Source organism: Bradyrhizobium sp. SZCCHNPS1003 (assembly GCF_032381555.1).
In the GTDB taxonomy this organism is placed as follows: Bacteria; Pseudomonadota; Alphaproteobacteria; order Rhizobiales; family Xanthobacteraceae; genus Bradyrhizobium.
Genome location: NZ_JAUHIU010000018.1, coordinates 140,449 through 152,394 on the forward strand (window position 1 = coordinate 140,449; position 11,946 = coordinate 152,394).

Annotated in this window: 12 protein-coding genes, 1 tRNA gene and 1 riboswitch; of the genes, 7 read left to right on the forward strand and 6 right to left on the reverse strand. The window is 65.6% G+C overall.

From position 1 onward, the window contains the following. Positions 1-15: 15 nt before the first annotated feature. Positions 16-89, reverse strand: a tRNA-Gly gene (locus QX126_RS26790). Between the two features lie 243 nt (positions 90-332). Between QX126_RS26790 and QX126_RS26795 the strand changes: the two genes are divergently transcribed. The 5 genes from QX126_RS26795 to QX126_RS26815 all read left to right on the forward strand — a co-directional run bounded on the left by QX126_RS26795 (position 333) and on the right by QX126_RS26815 (position 3,290). Then, a complete protein-coding gene (locus QX126_RS26795; protein WP_315784822.1) occupies positions 333-752 on the forward strand; it encodes an SPW repeat protein in 420 nt (139 codons plus the stop codon). A gap of 224 nt (positions 753-976) precedes the next feature. Beyond that, positions 977-1,549, forward strand: a complete 573-nt coding sequence (locus tag QX126_RS26800) for a methylated-DNA--[protein]-cysteine S-methyltransferase (protein WP_315757628.1) — start codon at positions 977-979, stop codon at positions 1,547-1,549. A 76-nt stretch (positions 1,550-1,625) separates the two neighbouring features. Continuing rightward, positions 1,626-2,465, forward strand: coding sequence for an AraC family transcriptional regulator (locus QX126_RS26805; RefSeq protein ID WP_315784825.1), 840 nt, complete (start codon positions 1,626-1,628; stop codon positions 2,463-2,465). 52 nt (positions 2,466-2,517) lie between these two features. Beyond that, entirely contained in the window at positions 2,518-2,877 is a 360-nt protein-coding gene (locus QX126_RS26810; protein WP_315778383.1) for a VOC family protein, read from the forward strand. 11 nt (positions 2,878-2,888) lie between these two features. Continuing rightward, positions 2,889-3,290: an SRPBCC family protein gene (locus QX126_RS26815; RefSeq protein WP_315735783.1), complete on the forward strand. Its 402-nt coding sequence runs from the start codon at positions 2,889-2,891 to the stop codon at positions 3,288-3,290. 16 nt (positions 3,291-3,306) lie between these two features. Here the strand turns inward: QX126_RS26815 and QX126_RS26820 are convergent, their stop codons facing one another. Both QX126_RS26820 and QX126_RS26825 read right to left on the reverse strand, forming a co-directional pair. Then, entirely contained in the window at positions 3,307-4,785 is a 1,479-nt protein-coding gene (locus QX126_RS26820) for an MATE family efflux transporter (RefSeq protein ID WP_315784828.1), read from the reverse strand. 120 nt (positions 4,786-4,905) lie between these two features. Then, on the reverse strand, positions 4,906-6,012 hold the full coding sequence (locus tag QX126_RS26825; RefSeq protein WP_315735780.1) for a 2'-deoxycytidine 5'-triphosphate deaminase: 1,107 nt from the start codon (positions 6,010-6,012) through the stop codon (positions 4,906-4,908). Positions 6,013-6,124: 112 nt separating this feature from the next. After that, a riboswitch (SAM riboswitch) is annotated at positions 6,125-6,204 on the forward strand. A gap of 76 nt (positions 6,205-6,280) precedes the next feature. Here QX126_RS26825 and QX126_RS26830 point away from each other — a divergent pair. After that, a complete protein-coding gene (locus QX126_RS26830) occupies positions 6,281-7,489 on the forward strand; it encodes an O-succinylhomoserine sulfhydrylase (RefSeq protein ID WP_315778386.1) in 1,209 nt (402 codons plus the stop codon). A gap of 81 nt (positions 7,490-7,570) precedes the next feature. On the opposite strand, the gene QX126_RS26835 is transcribed toward QX126_RS26830, so the two are convergent. Genes QX126_RS26835 through QX126_RS26845 form a run of 3 tightly spaced genes read right to left on the reverse strand, consistent with a single transcriptional unit; the run spans position 7,571 to position 10,843 of the window. Then, positions 7,571-8,731, reverse strand: coding sequence for an SGNH/GDSL hydrolase family protein (locus QX126_RS26835; protein WP_315784831.1), 1,161 nt, complete (start codon positions 8,729-8,731; stop codon positions 7,571-7,573). 13 nt (positions 8,732-8,744) lie between these two features. Then, positions 8,745-9,503, reverse strand: a complete 759-nt coding sequence (locus QX126_RS26840; RefSeq protein WP_315735774.1) for an SGNH/GDSL hydrolase family protein — start codon at positions 9,501-9,503, stop codon at positions 8,745-8,747. Next, positions 9,503-10,843: an OpgC domain-containing protein gene (locus tag QX126_RS26845; protein ID WP_315784834.1), complete on the reverse strand. Its 1,341-nt coding sequence runs from the start codon at positions 10,841-10,843 to the stop codon at positions 9,503-9,505. Before QX126_RS26845 ends, QX126_RS26840 begins: the two co-directional genes overlap by 1 nt. A 323-nt stretch (positions 10,844-11,166) precedes the next feature. Between QX126_RS26845 and apaG the strand changes: the two genes are divergently transcribed. Further along, the gene (gene apaG / locus QX126_RS26850) at positions 11,167-11,559 is read left to right on the forward strand and encodes a Co2+/Mg2+ efflux protein ApaG (RefSeq protein WP_315735770.1); all 393 of its coding nucleotides are present in this window, start codon (positions 11,167-11,169) and stop codon (positions 11,557-11,559) included. The last annotated feature ends 387 nt before the right edge of the window (positions 11,560-11,946 follow it).

Below are 11,946 nucleotides of genomic sequence, written 5' to 3' on the forward strand. Positions count from 1 at the left end.
AGGACATTGCGGCATTGGAGCGGGCGAAGGGAATCGAACCCTCGTATGCAGCTTGGGAAGCTGCCGTTCTACCATTGAACTACGCCCGCGTTCGCCAATGCTTAGCCGAGACCATGCGTTTCGCCAAGCGGCTTGTTGCCGCGACACCGCCAGGCCCAAGGGTTGGGGGAGGCAACAGTTCTGCACCGGCCTGATCTCCGGATCGTGATCGGCCGCGACCGCCGGCTCCGGAACGGATCGGGCCGGTCGCGCTTTTGCCCGTTGGAGGCGGCGCCCCTCGCTGCTTCGCCGCGCCGTCAAGGTCCGCCGTCAAGGTCCTGGGAGCTCACATCATGCAGAGCCACAGCCCCGCGTCTCAGACCGCAACCTCGAAAGCCCTCGCCATCATGTCGGGCCCGTCGGCGCTCGACCTTTACACCCTCGGCTGCGGTCTGTTCCTTGCCGTCGCGCCCTGGCTGTTCGGCTTTGTCGGCAGCGCCGGCCGGATCGATGCTGCGTTGGCGGGGGCTGCCGTCGTCGTGCTCTCGCTCGGCGGCCTCCTGGCGTTTGCCGATTGGGAGGAGTGGCTGAAGGTCGCGCTTGGATTGTGGCTGATTGCAGCTCCGTGGCTGCTCGGGTTCGTGCATACGTCGGCGATGCATGTCAGCATCACGATCGGGATCGCCGTGACCTTCCTGAGCCTGCTCGAACTGTGGCTTGCGCATGATCCTGATTTTGCTGGCGATAGACCTACATTGGTGAGCCAGCCGTAGCGCCTCTGGTCGATCGCACCTCGCCTGCGCGCTGCGCCGCATTTCGTGATCGCGATGCCGATGACAGAGATCGCAGGCAGCGATCGCAACGGGACGCTTGACAACCATCACCCAAATCAGGGCAAACCCGCCCCGGTCACGCCGCGCTGTTAACACTTTGTAAACAAAGTTGATGCGGGCGATCGTGACGATGATATGATGTGGCGTGGGGTTGGGGTGGCGTCATGGGGCGTGGGTATACGATCTTTGATACGGCCCTCGGCCGTTGCGGCATTGCGTGGAGCGATGCCGGAATCACCGGCGTACAACTGCCGGAAGCACGGGAAATCGAGACGCGGCGGCGCCTGTTTCGCCAGTTTCCCGAAGCGCGGGAGCAGCGCCCGTGTTCGAATATTGAACTCGCCATCGAAGGCATCACCGCCATGCTGCGCGGGCAGGAGGTCGACTTCTCCGATGTCGTGCTCGATCTCGGCGGCGTGACACCATTCAACCAGCGCGTCTATGATTGCATTCGTGCCATTCCGCGCGGCGAGACGCGCAGCGCCGACGCGATCGCAGACGAACTGCACGTTCCCAAGGCGCTGAATTCGATCGCGCAGGCGCTGAGCAAGAATGCGCTCGTGCTGATCGTTCCCTGTCACCGCGTGCGCGACATCGGCAACGGCCTCGACAAGCCGTCGCCCAACAGCGGCGTCATCTCCAAACGGCGGCTGCTGTCGCTCGAAGGCGCACGGCCTCATGCAGGCCTGACGTTGTTCGACGCGTTTCTCGCGGTCGACCGGCCGCGCGCGTCGTAAGCGGGCGCCTCGCTGCGCGCGATATTATCTCGGACGCAGCCCTCCTCTTTCATCCGCAATGCGCTAGATTTGCAGGATGACCGCCACCATCCTGTTCGAAAGCCGTGACGTCACCGTCTCCGAGTTCCGCTGTGCGGCGGTTCCGGGCGAGCGTCCCTATGTCGAGCAGTATTCCAGCTACTCGCTGTCCTATGTGCGCAAGGGGAGCTTCGGCTGTCGGCACCGCGGCCGCTTCTTCGAGCTGGTCACCGGCTCGCTGCTGGTGGGCCATCCCGGCGATGAGTTCATGTGCACGCACGATCACGTCTGCGGCGACGAATGCCTGTCATTCTTCTTCGATCATGCGCTCATCGACGAGATCGGCGGCAACAGGCAGGCTTGGCGGGTTGGCGCGATGCCGCCGCTGCCGGAGCTCATGGTCCTCGGTGAGCTCGCGGAGGCCGTCGCCGCGCGCGAGCAGGACCTCGGTCTGGACGAGGTTGGCCAGATCATCGCCAGCCGCTTCGTCGCGACCGCCACGGGCCAGCAGGAACGGGCGGCGACGCCAAGCCTTCGCGATCGCCGGCGCGCGGTCGAGAGCGCATTGTGGATCGACGACAATGCAGCGCGCGACATCGATCTGGCGGCTGCGGCTGGTGAGGCCGGCGTCAGCCCGTTCCATTTCCTGCGGCTGTTCGCGGCCACGATCGGCGTGACGCCGCATCAATATCTGATCCGCTCCCGCTTGCGGCACGCCGCGCGGCGTCTCAGCGAGGAGGATACGCCGGTCACCACCATCGCCTACGATTCGGGTTTTGCCGATCTGTCGAATTTCACCCGCACCTTCGCGCGCGCTGCCGGCGTGTCGCCGGCGAAGTTTCGCAAGGCGTCGCGCGGCGAGCGCAAGATTCTCCAAGACCATCTCAGCCGCCATTGATTGGATGATCCCAGCGCGTGCGGCAGCCGCATGCGAAGCATGGAGATCATCGATGTACGATCATATCGGCCTCAAGGTCGGCAATCTGGACGCCAGCGTCCGCTTCTACACAGCGGCGCTGGCGCCGCTCGGCCACATCCTCTGCTCCAAGGACGAGGCGTCGGCGGGCATCGGCCCGAAGGGGGAGCCGGCGCTGTGGCTGTATCTCGACAAGGGCGCCAGCAAAGGCGCCGCCCATATCGCGTTCCGCGCCCGGGACCACGCGGCGGTCGCCAGATTCCACAGCGAGGGGCTGAAGGCCGGCGGCAGCGACAATGGCGGCGCCGGGCCGCGCGCGGACTACAGTCCGACCTATTACGCCGCCTTCCTGATCGATCCCGACGGCAACAACATCGAAGCCGTGTGTCCGTGAGGTCTCAGGCCATGGCATCGATTCAGAAGGACATCCCGATCGCAGCCTCCGCGGCCGCCGTCTGGGACGCCGTGCGCGACTTCGGCGCCGTTCATACCCGGCTGGCGCCCGGCTTCGTCGTCGATTGCCAGCTCGACGGCGACGTCCGGATCGTGACCTTCGCCAACGGCAATGTGGCGCGCGAACGCCTCGTCAGTTGCGACGAGGCGCAGCAGCGTCTGGTCTACACGATCGAGAGCGAACGCGTGACGCATCACAACGCGTCCGTGCAGATCATCCCCGACGGCGCGCAGGGTTGCCGGATGCTCTGGATCACCGACGTGCTGCCGCACGCCATCGCGCCCTATATCGAGCAGCAGATGGCGCTCGGCACGCGCGCGATGCAGGACGCCCTAGGCGGGCTGCGCGCCTAGACGAGCCGAGCAGCCGTCAGCCGACATGCGGAGATGGCGGGATCTGCGCCCCCGAGCCGAGCTCGGCCGCCAGCACGGCCGGGCGCAGCTCCAGCGCTGCGGCCGGCTTCGGGCCCCAGCGGATGAGCATGACGGTGGCGAGCGTCAGCACTCCGAGCAGGACCATCGAGGACGCCGCCAGCATGAAGAAGTCGCCCTCGGTCGCGGCATGGCTCAGCAGATAGCTGCCGCCTGCGGCGATGAAGACGAGCCGCACCGTCTGTGCCAGCACCGGACCGATCACCCTGGCTGCGCCCTGCGAGGAGAAGTACATCGAGATCGCCAGGCCGATGAAGGCATACATTGGCGCTGCGACCTGAAGATAGTGCCGGCCCGCGCTGCGCGCGCTCTCGTCCTGGGTGAAGATGTCGACCCACAATTGCGGAACGATCGCGATCAGCGTCGACAGCGCACCCACCGACGCGAAAGAGACCAGCCCCGCCGTCCAGGCGATCCGGCGGGCGCGCACGATTCTTTCCGCACCGATCGCCATGCCGACCATCGGCACCGAGGCCATGCCGACGGAGAACGCGACAGTGGTCACCATGAATTCGAGCCGTGCGCCGATGCCGTAGCCGGCCAGCACGGCGGTGCCGAACGATGCCAGCATGTGCGTGAAGATCGCGATCGACAGCACGGATTGCAGCGGCGAGAAGCAGGCGATGGCGCCGACCTTGAGGATGTCGGCGAACATCGCACGGCTGATCTTGAGGCCCCGCAGCTTCGGCCGGACGCGCGCGCGGCCGGAGAACAGATACCAGCCCATCACCGAGATGCTGACGCAGAACGCCAGCAGCGCGCCGGCGGCGACGCCGCGCATGCCGAGCCCGAGGCCCAGACTCAGCGTGCCGCCGAGCACGATCTGCAGCACGGCCGAGCTAAGGATCATGAACGACGGCAGCTTCATGTTGCCGGTGCCGCGCAGGATGCCGGCCATCGAGTTCATCAGCCAGGGCAGGATGGCGCCGCCGAAGAAGATCTGCAGATAGGCCGTGGCATGGCTCAGCACCGCGCCGCGGCCGCCGAGCACCTCCAGCAAGGCAGGTCCGAACACCAGCATGCCGATCATGAAGGTCGCGCCGAACAATAGCGCGATCAGCAGCGCGTGCGTGGCGAGGGTCGAGGCCCGTTCGGTGTCGCCGGCGCCGAGCGCCCGCGCGATCGCCGAGGCCACGCCGCCGCCCATGGCGCCGCCGGACATCGTCATGGTCAGGATCACCAGCGGGAACACTAGTGCCATCGCCGCCAGCGCCTCGATACCGAGCCGGCCGATATAGGAGGTCTCGGCGATGACGACGCAGGTGCCTGCCGTGTTCGCGATGATGTTGGGCCAGGCCAGCGACAGCAGGGTGCGCAGAATGGGTCCGTCGACGAGCGCATTCCGAACCGGCTTCGCGATGGGCGGCAACGTACGCCCCTCGCCGACCGGACTGTCGGCCAAGCCGATCTCGGACATGCTCGCTCCCCGTTTGGCCGCGCCATCTGGCGGGACCTTTGTCGTTCCTCCTAGCACACCGCCGGGCCGCGCCCCGTGCAGCGGGCGCATTGGGGGTGCGCGGTCAGCGCGCAGCCGGGCCTAGAGGCGGAAGTGCTTGGAGAGCTTCAGGCCCTGGGCCTGGTAGTTGGAGCCGATGCGGCTGCCATACATCGCGTTCGGCCGGGCCAGCATCTTCTCATAGACGAGGCGGCCGACGATCTGACCGTGCTCGAGGATGAACGGCACCTCGCGCGAGCGCACCTCGAGCACCGCGCGCGAGCCCTGCCCGCCGGCGCCGGCATAGCCGAAGCCGGGATCGAAGAAGCCGGCATAGTGGACACGGAATTCGCCCACGAGCGGATCGAACGGCACCATCTCGGCGGCGTAGTCCGGCGGCACCTGCACGGCCTCCTTCGAAGCCAGGATGTAGAACTCGCCGGGATCGAGAATGAGGCTGCCGTCGGGGCGCGCCTTGATCGGCTCCCAGAACTCCTCCACGGCATAGCCGGCGCGGCGGTCGACGTCGACGACGCCGGTATGGCGCTTGGCGCGATAGCCCACATAGCCGTTGGCATTGCTGCCGGACAGGTCGACGGAAAGAGCGACGCCGCCGACGAGATCCGCATCATCGCGATCCACCAGCCGCTCGGCCTGATGCAGCGCGATCAGTTCGTCCTCCGACAGAACCGCGTCGCGGTAGCGGAAGCGGACCTGGGACAGGCGCGAGCCTTCGCGCAGCAAAACGGGAAACGTCTTCGGGCTGATCTCGGCGTAGAGCGGACCGTGATAGCCGGCTCCGATCATGTCGAACCGTCGCGTGCCGTCGGCGATCACGCGGGTGAACACGTCGAGCCGCCCGGTCGAGCTCTTCGGATTGGCGGCCGCGACGATGTCCTTCGGCAGCGCGAGACTCTCCAAGAGCGGCACGATGTAGACGCAGTTGGTCTCCAGCACTGCGCCGTCGGCGAGCGCGAATTCGTGCAGCTTCAACTCGTCGATACGCTCGGCGACCGTCGCGCCCGGCCCGGGCAGAAAGCTTGCCCGCACGCGATAGGCGATGTCGCCGAGCCGCAGGTCCAGGCTCGCCGGCTGGATCTGGCTTTCGACAAAATCGTATGCGGGGATGATCAGGCCAGCCTCCGCCATCGCCACGATCATGCGATCGGGGAGGATGCCGTGGGCGTCGGGGCTGAGCGAAAACGGCAAGACCTGATCCTTTGCAGGCGCCGGAACGGCGGCTTATCGAGCCTATATAGGGTCTTTTTACCGGTTATCCGATGGCTGGCTTGACGGAAAGGCCGGTTGCGACTATGAGCACGACTTATCCCGTGGTGATTTGAGCCGGCCGGCTTGCAGCCACGTTAAATAAGTCGCTAAACAGGCCGGGGACGATTGTGATCCCGGCCGTGAGGAGTTTTCCCAGGCCGGTTTTTTTGTGCCCATCGCTGGAGGCGGTGGTCACGATGGAGGTCACATGTCGAAGTCCCCCGCGAAGGCCCCGGCGTCGTTCGCCCGCTATCGTCCTGAAACCCGTCTGGTGCATTCCGGCACCTTGCGTTCCGAATTCGGCGAGACCGCCGAGGCGCTCTATCTGACGCAAGGCTTCGTCTACGCCACCGCCGAGGAGTGCGAGGCGCGCTTCAAGGGCGAGGACCCCGGCTTCATCTATTCGCGCTTCTCCAACCCGACCACGGCGATGTTCGAGCGCCGCATGATCGAGCTCGAGGGCGCCGAGGCGTGCCGCTCGGCCGCAACCGGCATGGCCGCAGTCACCACGGCAATCCTCGCTCCCCTCCGTGCCGGCGATCACGTCGTCGCCGCCAAGGCGCTGTTCGGCTCGTGCCGCTACGTCGTCGAAGATCTCTTGCCGCGCTACGGCATCGAATCGACCCTGGTCGATGGGCTCGACCTCGACCAATGGCAGAAGGCGGTCAGGCCGAACACCAAGTCGTTCTTCCTGGAGAGCCCGACCAATCCGACGCTCGACGTGATGGACATTCCCGCGATCGCCGCGATCGCGCACGCCCATGGCGCGCGGCTGATCGTCGACAACGTGTTCGCGACCCCGATCTGGCAGAGCCCGCTCGCGCTCGGCGCCGACGTCGTGGTGTATTCCGCGACCAAGCACATCGACGGCCAGGGCCGCTGCCTCGGCGGCGTGATCCTGTCGTCGGAAGCATTCATCGCCGAGCACATCCACAATTTCATGCGCCAGACCGGCCCGTCGATCTCGCCGTTCAACGCCTGGGTTCTGCTCAAGGGCCTGGAGACCTTGGCGGTGCGCGTGCGCGCGCAGACAGAGACCGCGGCGAAGGTGGCCGACTTCCTCGCCGCGCATCCGAAGATCTCGCGGCTGATCTATCCGGGCCGCGAGGACCATCCGCAGGCGGCGACCGTGCGCAAGCAGATGCGCGCCGGCTCGACGCTGGTCGGCTTCGAGGTGAAGGGCGGCAAGGCCGGCGCGTTCCGCACGCTCAACGGCTTGAAGCTCGCGCGCATCTCCAACAATCTCGGCGACGCCAAGACGCTGGTCACGCATCCGGCGACGACGACGCACCAGCGGCTGACGCCGGAGGCGCGCGCCGAGCTCGGCATCAGCGAGGGCTTCATCCGCTTCTCCGCCGGGCTCGAGCATGCCGACGATCTGATCGAAGATCTGGATGCGGCCCTGAGGGCCGCGTAGCGAATGGCCGCATAGAGAATGGCGAATAGGGAGTACCGATTGCATCCTATTCGCTACTCGCTATTTCCCTACTCGCCACTCTCACATCGGCCGATAGGTCAGCACGTTGGCCGGCGTGTTGATGCCGAGCTTGACCTGGCCGACCGAGCGGATGATGTCGTCGCCGAGCAGCTGGGCGAAGCAGGCGTAGCCCCAATCGCTCATGTGCAGGCCGTCCGAGATCACGAACTCGTTGATCGGGATCGCCTGCCGCTCGTGCCAGTCGCGCATCACCTCGAAGCGCGGGAAGATGCCGGCATGATGCAGCTCGGCGATACGCCCGAGCAGCTTGTTCATGCGGCTGGCGTTCTCCGAGCGCTCGTTGACGCGCGGCGAATATTGCAGGTCGACCAGCACGACATCGGAGGCCGCCGCCTGGATCTTGGCGACGCCGTCATCGACCAGCTTGGCGGTCTCGGCGGGATCGAGATCGCGCAGCACGGCATTGGTGCCGACCTGCCAGATCACGAGATCCGGATGCCGGTCGATCACCGACGTCTCCAGCCGCTTCATCATCTCCGGCGCATCCTCGCCGCCGACGCCGGCATTGATGACGCTGATGTCGACCATCGGATATTGCCGGCGCAGCTGCGCGGCAAGCCGATTCGGATAGGTGTAGTCCGGCGCGCTCGCGCCATAGCCCTGCGTCGACGACGAGCCGAAGGCGACGATGACGACCGGCAGGCCGGAGGCGAGCTTGTTGGCGACGTGCGGCAGCGAAATGAAATTCTTCTTGGCGACGCCCTTCGGCGTCAGGCACGGCACGCGGTTGAAGATGTCGGTGGCCGACTTCGCGACCTGCTTGACCTTGTCGATCGCCCGCTCGGTGATGCTGCGCGACGGCGGCGCCGCCACGACGGCCTGCCCGGCTGCAGCCGGCGGCTGTGCATCGGTCATGGCCGGCGCGGTCGTCGCCGCAGGCGGCGAGGTTGTGGTCGCCGGGCGCGCCACGGCGATCGGCCCGGGCACCTGATCGTTCGCCTGCGCCACCGTGACGTGACCGATGCTCGGTCGCTCGCTGATCAGCGGAGCCTTTGGATCGGAGCTCTCCACATCGGAAAGCGCGGCGGGCGCAGCCGGCGCTGCGCTCTGCGCCCGTAGCTTCTGCGGGCTCAGCGCGAGGACGATGGCAATGGCAATGACCGCAACGGCCGAAAGCTTCTCCCATGTCCCGGAGACGCGGTGACACTCATTCGACGTCATGAACGACATAACCCTAGTTCTGCTGCGCCGGCCCGATATGCGCCGCGTCGATGATGAACTTCGACAGCGCCCGGCCGAGGCAGTCATGAACCTGCTTGGCCAGCTCGACTCCGTGCGTCGGATTGAACAGGTCGAAATCGCCCTGCTCGTTCCATTGCCGCATGATGGCAAACCGATCGAACAGCGGAATGTCCCGGTGCTGCGCCACCACACGCATGTTGTCGACATAGGGCGGCACGGAGATCAATGTCTCCGTCCGCGGACTGTATTGCAGGTTCATCAAGACGACGTCAGCTCCCGCCTTCTGCAGCGTCGCCACACCGTCGTCGACCGCCTGCCGGAACTCATCAGGATCGATCGACCGCATGGCGTCGACCGTGCCGGTCTGCCAGATGACCAAATTAGGCCTTTTTCCTTCCACCAGTTTAACGAGATTGCCCGCGACCTCCTCGGCCGTCTTCTTGGGCTGCAGCTCGATGCTGAGATTGACGGCGACGGTTGGCAGCTTGTCCTTCAACGCAGCCTGCAGACGGGCGGGGTAGGCATTGGCGTCGGACGTGCTGACAATGGAGGATGAGCGGCTTCCGACGACGAGAATATCCAGCGTGCGGCCGTTCTTGACGGCGTCTGCAACCTTCGGGAGCGGGCTCTCGGTGGTCAGCAGGTAGGCCGGCACCTCGCAGTTCTGCGGCGCCTCTTCCGCGCGCGCAGAGGCCGCCAGCGAAACAGCCAGCACTGCGATACCAAACCTTAACCACGAGACGGACTTCATCAGCCCCCTCCCGCCAGATCGGCGTTGCTGCGCGCACCTTTTCGCGTCGCGCCCTTATCGGCCTCACGCTTGTACCACGAAATCAACGACGCCACCCCCCACATGATGAGGATGCCGCAAAGGCTGATCACCGCGTGCATCATGGCGCCGCCGGACACTTCGGCAAGGACGAAGTGGCCCGCAAACGCCAGAAACACGCCGAGACAGAAGATCTCGAGCGAGTGTTGCCCACAGACAATCAGCGGACGCAGCCACGGCGACTTCAAGAGCGGCCAATCCTTGCGCAAATAGTGCACGGTGAGTGCTGCGAGTGCGAGAAAATGCGCGAAACGCAACACGTCAAGGTCGGTCTTGTCGATCGGATACATCCACTGCTCGATTCGGCGCGGCATCAGATGGCCGAGCTGCGGAATGTACCAGGTCAGGGTCACACAGAAGGCCGCGACCAGATAGGCGACGCAGAGCCCGAGCGTGATCGGCGAGTTGATGATGCGCGACATGCGCCGCGCGCCGCCGAGCGCGCACCAGGCGCCGAACACGAACAGCAATTGCCAGGCGAACGGATTGAAGGCCCAGAAGCCGTTGGGATAGGCCGTCAGATAGAGATCGAGCTCCCAGGTCACGGCATAGAGAATGACGGATAGGCCTAGCGTCACGTCGGGCCGCCAGCGCATCAGCCACAGGATCAACGGCAGGAACAACATCAGCACGATGTAGAGCGGCAGCACGTCCATATTGACGGGGCGGAAGCGCAGGATCAGCGCCTGCACGATGGTCACGTCCGGCTGCTTGAGAAAATCCATGATTCCCATCTCTTCGGTGTAGAGCGGGTTCTCGAAGCTGGTCGCGACGTAGGAGATCTCGGCGAGGAAGATCGTGAACAGGAAGACGTGGGCGACGTAGATCTGCCAGACGCGGCGCAGGATGCGCGCGGTTGCGACGATGAAACCGGCATCCTGCATCGCCCGGCCGTAGACGAACGCCGCCGTGTAGCCTGAGATGAAGATGAAGATCTCGGTGGCGTCGGAGAAGCCGTAGTTGCGGAGCGTGAACCACGTCAGCAGGTTCGGCGGCAGATGGTCGATGAAGATCAGCCATAGCGCCAGCCCGCGAAACAGGTCGAGCCGCAGTTCGCGCTCGCCGACCGCCGGGAAGGTGATCGCAGGGACGGCGGTGTTGGCGGGTGCAGCGGTGACGGCCGGCGCAGCCGCGACGGCAGATGCAGATGCAACCGCAGGTGCAGCCGCGCTCGCCGCAGCGGCAGTCTCCGTAGCCGGCGCGGGTGCGGCGCTGGCTGCGGGGGCGGACGGTCCGGCAAGGCGATCGACAATCGACGTCATCAGGCACCGCGTCAAAGCTGCCAGCCCTCGAGGCCCGGCAGGGGAAATGTAGGGCTGCGCAGTTTTCGCGCAAGCGATGAAGGACTTATCAGCTGGGCCGTGCCCAGTTTTTCGACCTTGGCGGACGGCTGGTGGCGATCGCACGACGCAGGACAGGGCGATCACCGCCAGGGTGCTGCCGGCCGCGCCCGATCCGAGCCCAAGGAACGGATCGCGCATACGGGCGACAGAGTCCGCGATTCTGGTGCCATAATGCGGAACTGTGTTGAAAGCACGATGGCGTCCCGATTGGTTCCGGCGCTGGTTTCCGCTACAATGCCACCATGTATCGCGCCGTGACTCGCCACATCGAAGTGACCGTCGAACCGAACTTCCTGCCTGAGAAGTCGTCGGTGGCCGATGGCCGCTGGTTCTGGTCCTATACCGTCGTCATCACCAACAGCGGGGAGGAGACGGTGCGGCTGCGCAGCCGGCACTGGATCATCACCGATGGGATCGGCCGGCAGCAGGAGGTCCGCGGCGAGGGCGTGGTCGGCGAGCAGCCGGTGCTCGCGCCAGGCGAGCGCTTCGAATACACCTCCGGCGTCCCGCTCACCACCGCGTCCGGCTTCATGGCCGGCTCGTACCAGATGGAGAGCGAGAGCGGTGAGCACTTCGACATCGCCGTGCCGGCCTTCTCGCTCGACAGCCCCGACGGCAAGCGGGTGTTGAATTAGCTGAGAAGGCATGCAGTTCGACTGCCCCCCAGTCGTCCGCTCGCTGTCTCTTGTGCTGCTCTCGACGTTCAATACCTTGTCCTTGCGGCTCGCCTCGCCTGCCGATGTTTGGCCCGCTGTCGTCCCGGCAAGCTTCCGACAACGCGCCAGCGGACGACGTGCAATACGATGGATCCTGTACTCACGCCGCACGTCATCGTTCTCGCGACGCATCCCGCGTCCGAGCTTTGCCCATTCATCCGCCCGCCCTCCGCAAATAGAGGGCGCAGGGAAGGCCAGGCCTCGGCTGAGGCCTGCGGCCCGCCTGCAGAAAAAAATGCAGGCGGCAGGTACCACAGATCCTATGGGGCGGCGGGTGGTCAAGAAGGGTTAGGATTGGATTTCCGA